We start from the raw sequence: 16,398 nt of genomic DNA, 5'->3' as shown, positions 1-16,398 counted from the left end.
CAGGATAGCGGATGCAGCCTGAACTCTATCTGAGCTACCCCAGTGCCTTCCTGATAGGACTGCTCGGTAGTACCCATTGTCTGGGCATGTGTGGCGGCATCAGCGCCTCGCTGTCCATGGCATTGCCGGTAGGCCGGGGCTTCCGCTTTCGGCAGACCCTGCTCTTGCTGGCATTCAATTTTGGCAGGATTGCCAGCTACGCCCTGATCGCAACCCTGATTGCCCTGCTCAGCACCAGTGCCGCCAGCCAGTGGCATGGTGCCGGATTGGCTCTGATGACCCTGGCCGGATTGCTGCTGATTATGATGGGGCTGTCCATGGGGCAATGGTGGCAGGGTATTCGCTACGTTGAACGGGTCGGGGCGCCGGCATGGCGCTTTCTGTCGCCGCTTACCCGCAAATTGCTGCCGGTTCACAATGGCAGCCAGGCCCTCGCCCTTGGCGCCTTGTGGGGATGGCTACCCTGCGGCCTTGTTTACAGCACACTGGGATGGGCGGCGCTTCAACCAACCGTCAGCAGCGCCGCTCTCACGATGATGTTCTTCGGACTGGGAACCCTGCCATCGATGTTGGCTACGGGCTTCGCCGCCAACTGGATACGAGGCCTGAAAAGCAACCAGAGCTTCCGCAAGCTCAGCGGCCTGCTGTTAATCCTGTTCGGCCTCTGGACGCTGCCTTTCCAGGCCCTGCTGAATCACTGACGATCAGAGATTCAGCACGTCCAGCCTGCCAAAATCCTGCTGGGGTTCGGCCGTTTGAACGGCCTGACGTTTGCCACCAAGACGCCGCCCTTCCCTGAAGTCATATAATTCCGGATCGGCCAGGTGCGACGGCTCTACATTGCAAAGGGCCCGGAACATGGTTTCCAGACGGCCAGGATGCTGCTTGTCCCATGTCTGGAACATTTCCTTGATGACCTGTCGCTGAAGGTTTTCCTGGGAGCCACAGAGATTGCAGGGAATGATCGGAAATTCCCGAAGTGACGCGTAGCGGGCAATATCCTTCTCCCGGGCATAGGCCAAAGGACGAATAACCGTGTTGCGGCCATCGTCGCTGTGGAGCACCGGTGGCATGGATTTGAGTTTGCCGCCGTAGAACATGTTCAGGAACAGGGTTTCCAACAGATCGTCCCGGTGATGGCCGAGGGCAATCTTGGTCACACCATGCTCCTCGGCGAAATTGTAGAGGATGCCCCGCCTCAGGCGTGAACACAGTCCGCAGGTGGTCTTCCCTTCAGGCACTTTTTCCTTAACAATACTGTAGGTGTCTTTCTCGATGATGTGATACTCAATACCCATCGATTCAAGATAGTCCGGCAGGACATGCTCGGGGAAACCCGGTTGTTTCTGGTCCAGGTTCACGGCAATCAGCTCAAAACGCACCGGCGCGCTCTTCTGCAGATTGAGCAGAATATCCAGCATGGCGTAGGAGTCTTTGCCACCGGACAGACAACACATCACCTTGTCTCCGGCTTCAATCATCGAGAAATCAGCAATCGCCTGCCCAACTTCACGGCGCAGACGTTTCTGCAATTTGTTAAGCTCCAGTTTCTGGCGACGTTCGTAATCAGAAGCTGGTGTCTTTTCAGGGCTGGCAGTCATTGCTTCGGGCATTCGTTTTCACGCTCACGAGGTAAGTGAGCGGGCAATTATACGCGCCACAAACCATCAGGGACAGGATAGCAACATGGATATGTTGAAATTGACTTCACCACAAGCCACGGGCAAGCGCGCGCTCAACCGTATCCGAAATCGTCATGCCATTCTCAGGGCGGCCAGAGACTGTTTTCAGGAACACGGTTACGACAACACCACCATTCGGGACATTGTCCGCAGAACCGGTCTCGCCGCCGGCACCTTCTACAACTACTTTTCCAGCAAACAGGATATCTTCGCGGCCCTGCTCAGCGATTTCCTGACCTCGCTCAACAACGACATGAGCCAGCAGCGACAATCTGCATCCTCAACCCAGGAATTTGTCTACCGTGCCTATCTGGCGCTCTACAGTGCCACCGCGAAAGATCCGGTGGTGTATGAACTGGCCCATCAGAATCAGCGCGCCCTGAGAAACCTGTTCGGCTCAGATATTCTGGGCCTGACCATGCTGTCCCTTGAGGAAGACGTTCGCAACGCCATGACCCGTGGGCTGCTGCCGGCAGTCGATGCGGACTATCTTTGCGCCGCGTTTTTTGGCGTGGCCTACGACACCAGCATGCTGGTGGCCAGGCGGGCACACCAGAAGCCGGAACTCGCCCAGGACGAAGCCAGAACAGCGGCTGAGTTTTCCACCCAGCTGTTTCTGGGCGGCTTCCCGGCCCTGACCAGGCTTTCAAGCGAAGGCTGACTGGCATACCATGATGGCCATGACCATCTCCGCAGATAACCAGAGATTCGATGACTCACCCGAAGCCCGTGGTGAAGAGCGCAGCTGGCTACAGCAACAGGTCCAGCACCTGTTGGTTGCAGTGGAGCACGAGCTGCGGGCCGCAGGCCCAGCCGGGCTATCCGAGCTGGAGCTGATTCGGGCCTTGCAGGGCCAGCGCTGGAGCCTGATTGGCACCGTCGACTTTCACGAGCCCGATCGGCTGTACCCGGTGCACTTCCTGCTGTTCCACGTACTCTACCGTCTGCGCGATCAGATTGCCCTGGAGGGCGAGAGCCTGAATATCTCTCCGCTTCGGCTCAGTATCGGGCAAATGGTGACGCGCACCGAATCAACGGCACTGCCGGATTCTACCGACGCCCTGCGTGAGTTCTATCTGGATCTGTCACAGTACTTTCTCTCCGAAGCCGCCATTCAGGAAATGATGGACAACTTCTGGGCCGGCAACACCCTGTCCCGGCCCGAGCACTCGGAAGCCGCCGAGGCGGCCAGGACGCTGGGTTTCGATGAATTACCGGGGCAGTTCGCTACCGTCAAGAAGCGCTTCCGTAAACTCGTGATGCGTGCGCACCCGGACCGGGGCGGTGATACCGGAGAAATCCAACAACTGAATCAGGCCTTCTCGGTTCTGAAAGCCCATTACGCCTAAATCATCCTACGAGATCCCGTGTGTCAGGAAACAAGACCATGCTTCGAATAAACAAACTGATTGCGTATCCCCTGATCAGTGCCCTGTTGCTGGCCGGAACACAGGCTCAGGCCGACCTGGTGGTTCTGCAGTATCACCACGTGGATGACAGTACACCTCCGGCGACCAGCACGTCCCGATCATTGTTTGAGGCGCAGATGAACATGATCCGGGATCTTGACCTTGACGTGGTGCCGCTGGAAGCCGGCACCAGGGCGGCACTGGCCGGCGAACACCCTGACACCAATGAAGTGGCCATTACTTTCGATGATGCCTATGAATCCGTCCATACCTTTGCTGCGCCGGTACTGGACAGGCTCGGGCTTCCATACACTGTCTTCGTCAATACTGACGCAGTGGGCGCCAAGGGTTACATGACCTGGGAGCAACTCCGCACAATGGCAGACAACGAGCTGTCGACCATCGCCAATCACAGTACGGATCACGCTCACCTGGCACGCAGACGGGGTGAACCCGAAGAGGCATGGGAAAACCGGATTACCAGCAGCCTGGACGAGGCTCAGCAAGAGCTGAAGAACCGTCTTGGCGTGGAGGAACCTCTGTTCGCCTATCCCTACGGCGAATTCGATCAAGCCCTGGAACAGAAGCTCAGCGAGAGAGGCTGGCTTGGATACGGGCAACAATCGGGAGCTATCGGACAATACTCAGGTAAAACCCGTCTGCCCCGTTTCCCCATGGCCAATGCCTACGGCCAATTGGGCAGTCTGAAAGACAAACTGATGAGCAAGGCTTTTCCGGTACCGGCCAAAGACCTGCCCGACGGGGTGTTCGAGCAGAATCCGCCGCGTTTGAGGTTTACGCCCACCGATGCCATCAGCCCCTCCCGGCTTACCTGTTTCGCGTCCGGACTCGGTCGAATCAATTTTGAAGTGGTGGGAGATAGCATAGAGGTGCAGGCACCCAAAGCCATCAACAGCCGTCGGTTCCGATACAACTGTACCCATCCGGCGGGTAACGGCAGCTTCTACTGGCTGTCCCAGCAGTGGTTGAATCTGGACGCACCGGAAGACTGATGGTCGCCATCACTCCTCAAATGTCGTGATGCCAATTTCTCCGGTTTCAACGTGTGGAATCGCTTTGGGCGTGTCGCCCGCTTCCGTCACCGTTTGCCCAGCCAGGTCTTCCGGGCGGGTGAATACCACCAGCCAGCGCTCGCCCTGGCCGGGAAACGCCGGCACCCAGCTTTCCAGATACCCGCGACGGCGCCAGTTTTCCGGTTCGTAGTTCATAACCAGGTCCGTCACAATCCGCACGGGCTGAAAGTCCTTGTCGAGAAATGCCAGGCTTGGTACCAGCACGCCATTGTGGGCGTAGGAACGCAGCCGCATCACAAACCCGGGGACAAAGGTACTGGATGGCAGGGCAATCAGCCGATAGGGCGAATCACCCGTACTGAAACGGTGGCGGGGCGTGTCTTCCTCAAAATCAACACCAAACTCACGGCCTTCCTGCCACTGCAGGAAATCCCGGGCTGGCAGGGTCTGGCAACAGCTTTCGGCAAATACCCGGAAAAACGAATCCGTTTCCTCAATCCCCAGTATGGCAAAGGCGTCGGGATCATAGCCCTCAACCGGCGTATGGTCATCTACAGTGACCGGCAGGTATACGCTGGCATCGCTAAGCATGACCGGCGCCTGATCCGCCTGTTTCTGCTCTTCGGTTCGCATATCCGGGGTGTAATAGCTGACACGGACAATGCCGTCGGCATCACGCCATGTGAAATAGGGTTGCCGCTGGCCAGGCCGGATAAACCCTTTTTTCGCCAGCTCCTCACCATCCGGATAATTCTCGGTGGTGTATTCGAGGTTTTCTTCCAGCTTTGCGGCGGCGCCCCGGTCGCTGCCAGAGGTCGGCCGATAAGACTCAGACCCGGTGGCTTCGCCTGAGATGGCGACGGACTTGGCATCCGGCTTACTTGGGGTAATGTCTTCGCGCTGGGCGTCGGGAATCCGGGAATAACGCACCCTGCCCTGCTCATCCACCCAGGAAAAGTAGCCTTCCCGCTCGGCAACGCCGCTGCTTCCGGTCTGGCAACCTGCCAGCAACACGAGCGCAAACATATAGCCCGGTAGGCCACGGTATCGGCCAAGTCCCATCACAACCCCCTGTCAGCCCTGCCAGGATCAGAATTTGGTTCGGAAACTCAAGCCTGCCATCACCACCCGCAGGGAAGTCTTGATGGTGAGGTCGGCATAGGGGTTATAGATGATGTTGGTGATGTTGTCGCAGTTCACGTTGCAACTGGTGTCGGCCGGAATGGTCTCAATCGATTGCAGATACGACAGGTTCATATCAATTTCCGTGTCCTTGTCCCACTTGTACCCCATGCCAATACTGTACAGGTTCGCGCCCCCGAATGGCGCCATAATCGAGCGCTGGTCGTCCGGAATAACCGAGTCCCGGATTTCCACCCCAGCCCGCAGATCCAGACGAGATGATGCATGGAACTCCACACCAAAAGCCCAGTTCCACTGGCTCTTGAAACCCAACGGCAAGCGCAGGGTATCCGAGGTGGCATTGTCCGGCGACAGAATGCGTGCCGCGTTCAGGAACTCGAGGTTACGATCAAACTGGAAATTGAAGGCATCCCACTGGGCAAAATCCGTCCAGCCCACATCCGCGTTCACGGTCAGCTTGGGATGAACATCCACGCTGATACCGGTCTGAAAATGTTGCGGGTAAACCAGATCCATGCTGACATTGCCCGCCTCCCGCGGTGCGCCGGAGGGCAGGCTCAGAATGGCCGATGATATGGCGCCCAGAATAGAGCCATTCACACTCTGCCAGAATCCGGACCAGTCATCGGTGTACTGTATCTCGAACTGCCCCTTGAGGTTCATGTCGGCTTCTGAGGTATAACTGGCCCCCCAGCGGAACCAGTCCGTCGGCTCCCACATAACGCCCAGGGCGTAGGTGGGCGAGATGGTTTCCTGCAGATTCAGGCTCATAGCCCCGATATCGTCCCAGGGGCCGACATTACCGCCGCACAACGCAAGCCAGGGCTGCAGGGGCTCGTCACCGCTTTCACAGTTAAAGGCATCCTGCAGAACCTCTGCCACCCCCATCAGCAGGTTTGGCGCCCGCATGTACTGGTCCGCTGCGAAGCCGAAATGCGAGAGATGAATGCCCGCGCCGACAGACCATTCATCATTGATCTCATAGCCGACGGTGGGAGACAGGTAGGTGGTCCGCTGGAGGGTGGCCGCCTGGGGCTGGTAGCGACCGGGGTCGTTTTTATCCCGGTAGAAGCCTGCGGCCATCGGCAGATAAAAAGCGTTGGCGAACGTCAGCTTCGAACCCGGCGGCTTGATACTGATACCCGCTGATGGCGCAACGGCAGGGCCAGGGGGCATACGAAGAATGCCGTAACCCGGCACATAAAGCGCCACGTTGTTGGTATGACTACTGCTGTTCGCAATCGGGTCGCGCTGCTTTCCGGTTAAAGGGTCTGTTTCGAGCCCGCTGATTCCGAATATCTCGTAATCTTCGTCTGCATAGAAGTCGGCATCAATATCCAGATAGATACTAAGCAGGTTCACCTCAAGCTGGCGCCCGTCGAGCTTGGTCAGGCCCGCAGGATTATAGTGAATGGCCATCAGCCCCGGGGGATCTGCTGTAACGGCGTTACCCAGTGCCAGCGCCTTCGGATGTATCGTCAGGTTCTGCGTCATCTGTGCCTGGGCCCCGCAGGATACGCCTGCGACCATGGCGGCGGCCAGAAGATGTCGCTTGTGACTAGCTTGTCCCATGAAATCCTTCCCCTTCCCTTGAAACGTCCTCGACTTCAATCACTCTTTGAGGCCAGAGAAATTGATGGGCAGGGATACACCCAGGGAGAAGTCCGGCGCGTCCTCCGTCAAACCGATCCCGAGGCTGGTATTCACAATGGTCATGTCACTGAGACGGGTGCCCAGCGACATACTGAGGAAGCCAGTCATCTGGTCCTGGGCCACGGCCTGGTCACCGTTGGAGAAGGTCAGCACCGTCTCGTCGCTGTAGCTGAGCTGGCCAGACACGCTGAGAGAGATGTCATAGGAAAGCGAATAAGCAAAACCCAGGGACCCGGACAGGCCAAACCCCGGCTCGACTTCTTCCAGCAACCGGGCGCCCCGAACCTGCTCCAGGCCGTCGACGGTCAGATTGTAGGTCGCACTGACAGAACCGAAGACCACGACAGGGTCCAGTACCTTCGACATACTCAGGCCACCGCCCACGGAGTAATAGCCACTGCCGGTGGACAACTGCTCGTTGATGTCAATTTCGTAGGGACTGACGCCGGTTTTACTGTTCAGGGTGCCAAAGAAGGTGGTCGACATCTTGCCAGGCACATAGGCAAACGGCTGCCAACGTCCGGTGAAGGAGATGTCGCCGAAGTCGTATACGTTCAGCTCGTCCTGGGTGTCGTACTTCACCACCAGTGGAACACGGGTGCCGATCGTCAGGTTATCCAGTAACCCGTAATCGTAGGAAAAGGCATTTGTGAAGTTATGGGTGGCCGATGGAACAACGTCCAGATTACGCACCGAGCCGTTCGATATCGCCAGATCCAGCCGTTGGTCGCCGGTATAGGAATAATCGAACGAATAGTTCAGGGAGTGGGTGCCCTTCTTCTGCAGTGAGTAGTTCTTTTCGGCAGCCTGGAACACTTCCTCCAGCTGTTTGGTAGAATCCTCATCCCCTTCCTGACGCGCCAGTGCTTCCCGCGCCTGATCCACATTCCCTTCCTGAGCCATGGCCATGCCCGGAAGCAGACCAGCCGCGGAAACAAGGATAAAACCTCGCACAAACCAACGATTCATCCTGACTCCCTACTTTTATTTGTTTTATTCCTGCCCGATCAAACAACCGGGAAAATTAATGACGACGGTAATGGAGCTGTTTGCGGGTATTTTCCACGCTACCGTCCGGATTGTTCTTCTGGCGTTCCAGCAAGTTCTGAATGCGTCTCTCCGTTGACTCGTGGAACGCTGGAATCTGCTGCATGGCCAGCAGAGTCATTGTCTGGTCATCCACAAAGCGCAGGTCTTCCTCTTTCAACTCAAGATTATCCAGAGGTTTGTCACTGCCCGGGAAGACAATGAACAGCACGTTGTCGTCCCACTTTTCCTGAAACTGCGCCACCGTGAAGGAAATGTTGCCAACCGCCGGGTCAGCCAGATACACGCGGCCGTCCCGGATGGTTCTCAACACTACAAAGTGCTTGAAACCTGCGTGATCAATGGGAACGATCGCTGGATGGTCCAGCTCCATCAGGTCTTCTATTTCCGCTTTGAAACCACCAGAGGGATAGCCCAGCGCCGTAACCAGCCGTTTCATATCGAGCATCGAGAAAGCGCGGCGTTCAACGATGCGCTCGCTCTCGCCGTAGTGCAGCAAGCCTTCCATCACCTGCCGTTCAGTCAGAGACCGTCCAACATAAAAATTGAGCACTGTGGTCAGGGCCGCACTGCCGCAACTATAGTCGTAAGCCTGCCGAACGATATTGCGGAATTTCTGCTCTACCAGGGGTTCGACCCGGGTATCCCATCGAAGCTCGACAGGGCTGGCATCCACCTTCTGTTCCAGAACAATCGTGCCACGATCGAATGGCTCGACCTCGGTGGCTTCCTGCACCATGGTGAACGTGAGAATGGATCCGGCCAGCACCAGCAGCATTTTGGAAAGTCCCTGTTTTTATTAGACGTGCAACTTATCGGGTTACATGTTGTTACCGTACGATACCGAAATCGTAACGGGCTTAAAGATAACTGTGCCTCAAATCTGTCGCTGCAGAAGGGGCCTCCGGGAACCTGTATGAGAACTGGTTCAAGACCGGAGGCAAAGCCATGAAGTGGCGGGGAGCATCAGAGCGAGAACACCAGCCCCAGCAACCCGTATGTGATGAGAGTGACGACCACAATGCCCATCAGATTCAGGGCAAAGCCCGCTTTGATCATGTCTGAAATCTGCATGTGACCGCTGGAGAAAACAATCGCGTTGGGCGGCGTAGCCACCGGCATCATAAACGCGCAACTGGCCGCAATCGCGGCAGGAACCGTCAGTAGCAACGGTGACACATCCTGCGCCATGGCCAGTGCTCCCAGCAATGGCAGGAACGCCGCAGCAGTGGCGGTATTACTGGTCACTTCGGTGAGGAAGATAATCACGGCGGCCACAATTACCATCATGACGATGGTTGGCAATGCGCCAGCCACGCCCAGGCTGCCGGCAATCCATTCCGCAAGGCCGGAGCTACTGATCACCCCCGCCATGGCCAGGCCGCCGCCGAAGAGCAGAAGTACTCCCCAGGGCAACTTGTTGGCGGAATCCCAATCCAGAACAAAGGTGCGTTCACGGGTATCCACCGGGATAAGGAACATGGCGATCGCTGCCGCGATCGCAATGCCGGTGTCACTCAACCAGGGCATCAGACTGGCAGATAACAGAGGGCGAAAAATCCACGCCGTTGCCGTGATGACAAACACCACGGCCACCAGACGCTCTCCCCGGCTCATGGCCCCGAGTTTGGCCAGCTCATCCCGAATCATCTGGCCGCTGTCCGATGCCTGGCCAATGCCGAAATCCCGGCGGGTCAGCCACCACCAGGTCAGCACCAACATCACCAGAGTGACCGGAACACCCAGCACCATCCACTGGGCAAAGCCCACCGAGATACCCCGGTTTTCACTCAGATAGGCCGCCAGCAAAGCATTGGGCGGGGTCCCGATCAGAGTCGCAATACCGCCAATGCTCGCGGAGTAGGCGATGGCCAACAGCAGCGCCGTTGCATATTTCCGAACACCCTCCGGATTCGTGTTGTCCATCATCGCCACCACGGACAGGCCAATTGGCAACATCATGATGGCGGTTGCGGTATTACTTACCCACATACTCAAAAATGCCGTCGCCAGCATGAAGCCGGCAATCTGTCGCCTGGGCTGATCGCCCATGGCTTTGAGCGTCAGCAAGGCAATACGCCGATGCAGATTCCATCGCTGCATCGCCAGGCCCAGGGTAAACCCACCAAGAAACAGGAAGATGATCGGATTGGCATAAGGTGCCGTGGCCTGTCCTATGGTGCCGAGACCAAGCGCCGGCACCAGAACAATGGGCAACAGTGCTGTGGCCGGAATCGGGATGGCCTCGGTAGACCACCAGGTCGCCATCAACAGCATCAGCCCCAACGCCGCCCAGGCCTCAGCCCCCATGGAGCCTGGCGCTGGCAATATCAGCGTTACCAGAAGGAACGCCGCACCCAGAATCAGACCAATAACCTGACTCTTGGGCAGCCCGGAACGGGATCCGTCGTTGCGTTGCACTTCAGCCATTGTTCATCCTGCAGGTTTGTGTGGAGGTTGTCAGTCTGCCGCGCAATCTACACAAACCGTGGTATATGGCAATACCTGAAGCCGCCTGGGGTCAATGTCATTACCGCACTGCTCGCACTCGTCGCCGATTCCCTGATCAATCCGCTCCAGGGCGTGATCAATCTGTTGGAGTTCCACCCGCGTTTCCGCTTCCAGGGAATCCACTACCTCATCGTTCTGGGTCTGGCTCGCCTGCTCTTCGAAATCCTTTTCCAATGCCCCCGTCTCCCTGCGCTGATGCGCCTGGTAGCGGGACAGCCTGGCTTCAAGGTCTGCTTTCAGGGTTTCCAGCTCGGATTTTCGGTTTGCCATCGGATGCCTCCCGGATCTATCTGTTATAAGATTAACTATAGACTAGGCGATAGGGTGGAAGCCGGTTTGACGCCTGTCAAAATCGTGTCATCGAAGCTGAGCTAAACTACCCATTCCGACAATCACTACAAAGGAGTTGTAACGAATGAACCAGGATATGATCAACAAGGCTAACCGCCTCAACGAAACCCTTTTCACGCAGTTCAGCAAGGCCGCCGAAATGCAGATGAATGCGTTTCGTCGTTATGCCGATGTCGCCATGGACCAGGCTCGAAAAGTCGCCGAAGTTCGCGATCTGGATGGGTTGAAGCAACTCACCACCGACCAGGCAGAGACCCTCAAATCCCTCAGTGACCAGTTCACCCAGGACTGGAAAGCCTGGCAGGATTACTTCAGCGAAACCCGTGACCAGGTACAGAAAGCCTTTGAACAGGATTCGAGCGAACCGGCCAAAGAGAAGGCACCAACTGCCAAGGCCAGCGGTTCCAAATCTGCAGCCTGAAAGGCAGGAGCAAAACCGGTCGGAATGGTATCCATTCCGGCCGTTTTTTATTCAGCGGCAGGAGAGCGCTATGTTCGGTCTGGATTTCGTGAGCAAAACCGCCACTAATCTGGTGAAAACCTTCGAGGACAACGTCCGCCAGGGCCAGCAACAGCTGGAAAAATGGCTCGGCGACACCGGGATGATGGAGGACACCAAACTCTCCACGCTGAGCGAAATCTCGGACGCCTATCGAACCATGGCCGAGGATCTGCTGCTGCACCCGCTCCGGTTCGCCAGTGCAGAAATCGATCTTGCCCGCAAACACCTGGGGCTGGCTCGCTACACCCTGACCAGACTCACCGGCAAACCGATGGAACCGGTCGCCGAACCGGACCCGGACGACCGGCGCTTCATGGCGGAGGACTGGCACCGGCATCTGTCCTTTGATGTGCTCCAGCAGGCCTATCTGATCAACTCCCGCGCCTTCCTGAACTGGGTTGAAGGTATGGAGGGGCTCCCCGGCCCGAGTCGCGACCAGATGCTGTTCTACGCCCGCCAGTTGACGAGCGCGCTTTCACCTTCCAACTACCCGCTGACCAATCCGGAAGTCCTCAGGATAACCTGGGAGCGCAAGGGCATGAATCTGGTGGATGGGGCCCGCAACCTGGTAGACGATATCCGGCAGAACCCGAATCTGTTCAACGTCGCCATGACCGACCGTTCGGCCTTCGAGGTGGGCGGCAACCTGGCAACAACGCCCGGCAAAGTGGTGTACCAGAATGAACTGATGCAATTGATCCAGTACTCGCCAACAACAGAAACCGTGGCCCAGCGCCCGCTTCTGATCGTTCCTCCCTGGATCAACAAGTACTACATTCTCGACCTCACCGAACGCAATTCCTTCATTCGCTGGCTGGTAGACCAGGGCCAGACAGTGTTCGTGGTTTCCTGGCGGAATCCCGGGCCAGCCCAGAAAAACAGGGGCTGGGACGACTACATGGAGTTAGGCCCGCTGGCTGCCATTGATGCCGTCACTGAAGCGACCGGCGAGCAACAGATGAATGCCATCGGCTACTGCATTGGCGGCACCCTGCTCGGAACCACGATGGCCTGGCTGGCGAAAAAGCAACGTAACCCGATCGTCAGCACCACCTATCTGACCACCCTGCTGGATTTTTCAGACCCTGGCGGCATCGGCGTTTTCATTAACGATCACTCAATCCGCGGCATCGAACGCACCATGGAGCGCAAAGGCTATCTGGATGGCCGGGCCATGGCCTTTACCTTCAATCTGCTGCGGGAAAACGATCTGTTCTGGTCGTACTGGACCAACAACTATCTCAAAGGCCTGAAACCCAAAGCGTTCGACCTGCTGTACTGGAATACCGACGGCACCAACCTCCCCGCCAGAATGCACAGCTACTACCTTCGGGAAATGTACCTGCATAACCGGCTGGTGCAGCCGGATGCCCTGACGATTGCGGGTGAAAGCATTGATCTTTCCGCCATCAGGGTACCTTCCTTCTTCCTTTCCGCCCGCCAGGACCATATCGCTAAATGGAAAACGACTTATCGGGGCGCCGGGGTTTACGGCGGCGATGTGCGATTCGTTCTGTCCGGTTCCGGCCATATTGCCGGGGTCATTAATCCCCCTTACAAGGAAAAATACGGGTACTGGACCAATAACCAATTGCCAGGCTCGCCGGATGACTGGTTTGATAGCGCAGAACATCACCCTGGATCCTGGTGGCCACACTGGCGTGAATGGCTGGCGACATTCGAGGGAGAGCAAGTTCAGCCCCGTCAGCCCGGGGAAGGCCCGCTTGAGGCGATTGAGGACGCGCCTGGAAGCTACGTAAAAGTTAAGGCATCGGAAGCCGGGGGTTGATAGACTTCAATATAAATGAGCGAAGGTTCACTTTTACCGAATTCTTCGCAACAGACCGACCAAGAATAACAGGAGTGCCCATGGGGCAGCCGCTTCCGATATCACGCATTATGCACACGGGCGTCCTGCTTCAGTGTGGGCTGGACACAACCATTGCCGATGCGGCTGCCCGGATGTCCGAAACCTCGGTCAGTTCCATTTTGATTACCGACGGCGGAACGGTTGTTGGTATCTGGACCGAGCATGACGCCCTGGCGATCGACTTTACAGACCCTGAAACATTCCAACAGCCGGTAAGTACAGTGATGAGCTCACCTGTGCTGTCCTTACCCGAGACACTCGATGCCGGTGAAGCCGCGGTTCGTTTACGCGATACCGGAAAACGCCATTTTCTGGTGACCAACAGTAGCGGCAAACCGGTCGGAATCCTGTCCCAGACCGACCTGGCCCTCAACCAGGGCCTGGAACCCTACTTGCGACTGCGGGAAGTGCGGGCGGCCGTACCGCGCCCGCCACTGGTGGTTCGGGGCGACCAGTCTCTGGCGGAAGTGGCCAGTTACATGCATCGCCATCATGCCGATGCGGTGGTGGTCGATTGCGACGAAGAAGGTTTGGGGATTCTGACCGAGCGGGATATGGTCCGGTTTATTGCACGCCACACCAGCAACACCCTGGTCAATGAATTGGCAACCCGGCCTCTGCTCACCGTAAACGAAGAAGACCCGCTGATTCACGCCCGCGATCTGCTGATAGATCATCGCATCCGCCATCTTGCCGTGGTCAATCAGCTTGGAGAGGTTACCGGCCTGATCGGTTACCACGACATGCTGACCGGCGCTGAGCAGATGTATCTGGACGATCTTCGCGAAGCCCTCGAACAAAGGGATCAGGCCCTGGCCAAATCGAGGCGAACCCTGCAACTGGCGGAGCGGGTCATTGAATCGTCTTTTGAAGGCATAATGGTGACCGACAAAGACGTCTGCATTGAATTCGTCAACCCGGCATTCACCCAACTGACCAGTTATACTGCCGAAGAGGTCATCGGTCGGTCACCGGATCTGCTTTCATCCGGGCGCCACGACAGCGAGTTCTACCGGCGCATGTGGAATTCCCTGGAAACCCACGGCTACTGGCGCGGAGAAATCTGGAATCGCCGAAAAACCGGTGAGCTTTATCTGGAACTACTGACCATTACGGCAATCACCGACGATGACGGCAATACCACACATTACGCGGGCCTGTTCACGGATATCACGCAAAATCGCAGGAACGAGGAACAGATCCGACAGCTAGCCTACTACGATGCCCTCACCGGTGTGCCAAACCGACGATTGCTGGAAGACCGGCTGGAGCACGCCATTCGCCATGCCCATCGCAAGGAAATGCTGCTTGCAGTGATGTTTATGGATCTGGACCGTTTCAAGGAAGTGAACGACACCCTGGGCCATGCTGTCGGAGATGACCTGCTGCTTCAGTTCACCGCCAGGGTAAAAGACTGTCTGCGGGAAGACGACACCCTCGCCCGACTGGGGGGCGACGAGTTCATTGTGCTGTTACCGGAGATGGAACGGCTATCCGACGTGTTTGCCGTGGCCGACAGGCTGATTGAAGCAAACAAACGGCCCTATCAGATCAACGGCAACCCGATAAACGTGGGTTCAAGCATTGGCATCAGTCTGTATCCCGAAGATGGCACGACCGTACAGGAACTGATCAACGGCGCTGACATTGCCATGTATCGCGCCAAGCGGGATGGCCGGAACCGTTACAAGGTATTCAACCCAGAAGTCTGCCAGAGCGCCTGAACTCTGGCCGCCCCTCCCAACTCCCATCTTTACTGTTTTATATCAAGCCCCTACAAATTGTTACCAGAACTTCAACTTTAGTCCCATTGTTGCCCGGGCAGTATCCGCTGACACTTGAGTTGCCCAATAAACAATCAAAATAACTGTTTGCAACGCAGCCACACCCGCTGTGCTGCCGTTACGGAGGCCAACGTAAATGAGACCAAGGAACGCGCTGATCTTTGCGACTGTCCTGCTATTATCCAGCACGACCGTCCTCGCCGATACCCTCAAGATAGGTTTGAATTACCCGCAGACAGGAAGATACAAGGACCAGGGCCTTCAACAACGGCTTGGCGCCTATCTGGCGGTAGATGAAATCAACCAGGCCGGCGGCGTTATGGGCCAGCCCCTCGAACTGGTGATTCGCAATACCCGGGGTGAACCAGACCAGGGCGCAAAAAATACCGCCGAACTGATTGACCGCGAAGGCGCGCAGATGGTTTTCGGTGGTGTCTCCAGTGCCGTTGCCATTGCCTCCGGGAAAGCCGCCAGGGATCGCAACCGCATCTACTTCGGCACCCTCACCTACTCCAACGCCACCACCGGCACCGAGGGGCATCGTTATATGTTCCGGGAGCCCTACAACGCCTGGATGACGGCCAAAGCACTCAGCCAGTATCTCAATCGCAACCACGCCGACCAGAAGTTTTTCTACATCACGTCAGACTACACCTGGGGTTGGTCGGTGGAAGAATCGGTACGAAAGTTTTCCAACACCGAAAACACCGACGTGCACCAGGGTGTAAAAACCCCCTTCCCCCGGGCGCTGATCAATGATTTCCGCGCAGCGCTGGAACAGGCCCAGGAGAGCGATGCCAAGGTATTGATGATGGTATTGTTCGGCGATGACATGGTCCGGGCTCTGAACCTGGCCTATGAAATGGGTGTGACGGAAAAAATGCAGATCGTTGTGCCCAACCTGACACTGGGGATGGTCAGACAGGTTGGCCCGACCATCATGGAAGGTGTTGTTGGTGCCGCCCCCTGGGTCTGGAACCTGCCCTACGAGAACAACTACCAGCGCGGTAAAGACTTTGTTGAGGCCTTCTCAGGCCGCTATGAAATGCGCCCTTCATCATCCGCGGCCTCGGCCTACAGTATCGTTTACCAGTACAAGGAGGCTGTCGAACGGGCCGGCAGCACCAACACAGACGCCGTTATCCGGGCCCTTGAGGGGCATCGCTACAGCTTCCTGAAAGACGAACAGTACTGGCGCGAGTTCGACCACCAGAATGTCCAGACCGTCTACGTGGTTCGGATCAAACCCCGTGAAACCGTGGTGGCAGACCAGTTCAGCTCTGATTACTTCGAGATCATCGACTTCCTGCCCGGTGATGAAGCCGCACAAACCCGCGAAGAGTGGGAGCAGCGCCGCAAAGAGGCTGGTAAGCCCACCCGCCTGTGACCGGATCGCTTTACCGGGCCAGGCA

Annotated in this window: 15 protein-coding genes; 8 read left to right on the top strand and 7 right to left on the bottom strand. The window is 57.0% G+C overall.

The annotated features are described in order from the left end of the window. Positions 1-11 precede the first annotated feature (11 nt). The gene (locus tag Q669_RS07410; RefSeq protein WP_022991797.1) at positions 12-701 is read left to right on the top strand and encodes a sulfite exporter TauE/SafE family protein; all 690 of its coding nucleotides are present in this window, start codon (positions 12-14) and stop codon (positions 699-701) included. Positions 702-704: 3 nt separating this feature from the next. Here the strand turns inward: Q669_RS07410 and ttcA are convergent, their stop codons facing one another. Further along, positions 705-1,613 carry a tRNA 2-thiocytidine(32) synthetase TtcA gene (ttcA, locus tag Q669_RS07405; RefSeq protein ID WP_011785273.1) on the bottom strand — a complete coding sequence of 303 codons (909 nt, stop codon included), beginning with the start codon at positions 1,611-1,613 and terminating at the stop codon, positions 705-707. Positions 1,614-1,686: 73 nt separating this feature from the next. Between ttcA and Q669_RS07400 the strand changes: the two genes are divergently transcribed. Genes Q669_RS07400 through Q669_RS07390 form a run of 3 tightly spaced genes read left to right on the top strand, consistent with a single transcriptional unit; the run spans position 1,687 to position 4,104 of the window. After that, positions 1,687-2,343 (top strand): TetR/AcrR family transcriptional regulator, encoded by a 657-nt coding sequence (locus Q669_RS07400; protein ID WP_022991796.1) that lies wholly within the window; start codon positions 1,687-1,689, stop codon positions 2,341-2,343. 19 nt (positions 2,344-2,362) lie between these two features. Continuing rightward, positions 2,363-3,031, top strand: a complete 669-nt coding sequence (locus Q669_RS07395) for a DNA-J related domain-containing protein (RefSeq protein WP_227501065.1) — start codon at positions 2,363-2,365, stop codon at positions 3,029-3,031. A 38-nt stretch (positions 3,032-3,069) separates the two neighbouring features. Then, complete coding sequence (locus Q669_RS07390; RefSeq protein WP_011785276.1) at positions 3,070-4,104, top strand: polysaccharide deacetylase family protein; 1,035 nt, start codon at positions 3,070-3,072, stop codon at positions 4,102-4,104. 9 nt (positions 4,105-4,113) lie between these two features. On the opposite strand, the gene Q669_RS07385 is transcribed toward Q669_RS07390, so the two are convergent. The 6 genes from Q669_RS07385 to Q669_RS07360 all read right to left on the bottom strand — a co-directional run bounded on the left by Q669_RS07385 (position 4,114) and on the right by Q669_RS07360 (position 10,749). After that, positions 4,114-5,187 carry a MalM family protein gene (locus tag Q669_RS07385; protein WP_011785277.1) on the bottom strand — a complete coding sequence of 358 codons (1,074 nt, stop codon included), beginning with the start codon at positions 5,185-5,187 and terminating at the stop codon, positions 4,114-4,116. 27 nt (positions 5,188-5,214) lie between these two features. Further along, positions 5,215-6,840, bottom strand: coding sequence for an OmpP1/FadL family transporter (locus tag Q669_RS07380; protein WP_014421190.1), 1,626 nt, complete (start codon positions 6,838-6,840; stop codon positions 5,215-5,217). Between the two features lie 39 nt (positions 6,841-6,879). Further along, positions 6,880-7,890 (bottom strand): hypothetical protein, encoded by a 1,011-nt coding sequence (locus Q669_RS07375; protein WP_022991794.1) that lies wholly within the window; start codon positions 7,888-7,890, stop codon positions 6,880-6,882. 55 nt (positions 7,891-7,945) lie between these two features. Beyond that, positions 7,946-8,746: a C39 family peptidase gene (locus tag Q669_RS07370; RefSeq protein ID WP_011785280.1), complete on the bottom strand. Its 801-nt coding sequence runs from the start codon at positions 8,744-8,746 to the stop codon at positions 7,946-7,948. Positions 8,747-8,934: 188 nt separating this feature from the next. Beyond that, positions 8,935-10,398 carry an SLC13 family permease gene (locus Q669_RS07365; protein WP_022991793.1) on the bottom strand — a complete coding sequence of 488 codons (1,464 nt, stop codon included), beginning with the start codon at positions 10,396-10,398 and terminating at the stop codon, positions 8,935-8,937. Positions 10,399-10,428: 30 nt separating this feature from the next. Further along, positions 10,429-10,749: a TraR/DksA family transcriptional regulator gene (locus tag Q669_RS07360; protein WP_022991792.1), complete on the bottom strand. Its 321-nt coding sequence runs from the start codon at positions 10,747-10,749 to the stop codon at positions 10,429-10,431. Positions 10,750-10,894: 145 nt separating this feature from the next. Here Q669_RS07360 and Q669_RS07355 point away from each other — a divergent pair, with 145 nt between their 5' ends. From Q669_RS07355 to Q669_RS07340, 4 genes are all read left to right on the top strand, one after another. Then, a complete protein-coding gene (locus Q669_RS07355) occupies positions 10,895-11,251 on the top strand; it encodes a phasin family protein (protein ID WP_022991791.1) in 357 nt (118 codons plus the stop codon). A 70-nt stretch (positions 11,252-11,321) separates the two neighbouring features. Continuing rightward, entirely contained in the window at positions 11,322-13,121 is a 1,800-nt protein-coding gene (locus Q669_RS07350) for a PHA/PHB synthase family protein (RefSeq protein ID WP_022991790.1), read from the top strand. An 80-nt stretch (positions 13,122-13,201) separates the two neighbouring features. Next, positions 13,202-14,926, top strand: coding sequence for a diguanylate cyclase domain-containing protein (locus tag Q669_RS07345; RefSeq protein ID WP_022991789.1), 1,725 nt, complete (start codon positions 13,202-13,204; stop codon positions 14,924-14,926). 196 nt (positions 14,927-15,122) lie between these two features. Continuing rightward, entirely contained in the window at positions 15,123-16,373 is a 1,251-nt protein-coding gene (locus Q669_RS07340) for an ABC transporter substrate-binding protein (protein WP_022991788.1), read from the top strand. Positions 16,374-16,398: the final 25 nt, after the last annotated feature.

This window comes from Marinobacter sp. C1S70, from assembly GCF_000475355.1.
Classification (GTDB): Bacteria; Pseudomonadota; Gammaproteobacteria; order Pseudomonadales; family Oleiphilaceae; genus Marinobacter; species Marinobacter nauticus.
The sequence above is the reverse complement of the archived record's forward strand: the minus strand, read 5'-3'. Positions and strand labels throughout refer to the sequence as shown.

Bases quoted from the DNA above. Each gene is read 5' to 3' on its own strand.
- Q669_RS07410 (WP_022991797.1), top strand. From the start codon at position 12: ATGCAGCCTGAACTCTATCTGAGCTACCCCAGTGCCTTCCTGATAGGA.
- ttcA (WP_011785273.1), bottom strand. From the start codon at position 1,613: ATGCCCGAAGCAATGACTGCCAGCCCTGAAAAGACACCAGCTTCTGAT.
- Q669_RS07400 (WP_022991796.1), top strand. From the start codon at position 1,687: ATGGATATGTTGAAATTGACTTCACCACAAGCCACGGGCAAGCGCGCG.
- Q669_RS07395 (WP_227501065.1), top strand. From the start codon at position 2,363: ATGACCATCTCCGCAGATAACCAGAGATTCGATGACTCACCCGAAGCC.
- Q669_RS07390 (WP_011785276.1), top strand. From the start codon at position 3,070: ATGCTTCGAATAAACAAACTGATTGCGTATCCCCTGATCAGTGCCCTG.
- Q669_RS07385 (WP_011785277.1), bottom strand. From the start codon at position 5,187: ATGGGACTTGGCCGATACCGTGGCCTACCGGGCTATATGTTTGCGCTC.
- Q669_RS07380 (WP_014421190.1), bottom strand. From the start codon at position 6,840: ATGGGACAAGCTAGTCACAAGCGACATCTTCTGGCCGCCGCCATGGTC.
- Q669_RS07375 (WP_022991794.1), bottom strand. From the start codon at position 7,890: ATGAATCGTTGGTTTGTGCGAGGTTTTATCCTTGTTTCCGCGGCTGGT.
- Q669_RS07370 (WP_011785280.1), bottom strand. From the start codon at position 8,746: ATGCTGCTGGTGCTGGCCGGATCCATTCTCACGTTCACCATGGTGCAG.
- Q669_RS07365 (WP_022991793.1), bottom strand. From the start codon at position 10,398: ATGGCTGAAGTGCAACGCAACGACGGATCCCGTTCCGGGCTGCCCAAG.
- Q669_RS07360 (WP_022991792.1), bottom strand. From the start codon at position 10,749: ATGGCAAACCGAAAATCCGAGCTGGAAACCCTGAAAGCAGACCTTGAA.
- Q669_RS07355 (WP_022991791.1), top strand. From the start codon at position 10,895: ATGAACCAGGATATGATCAACAAGGCTAACCGCCTCAACGAAACCCTT.
- Q669_RS07350 (WP_022991790.1), top strand. From the start codon at position 11,322: ATGTTCGGTCTGGATTTCGTGAGCAAAACCGCCACTAATCTGGTGAAA.
- Q669_RS07345 (WP_022991789.1), top strand. From the start codon at position 13,202: ATGGGGCAGCCGCTTCCGATATCACGCATTATGCACACGGGCGTCCTG.
- Q669_RS07340 (WP_022991788.1), top strand. From the start codon at position 15,123: ATGAGACCAAGGAACGCGCTGATCTTTGCGACTGTCCTGCTATTATCC.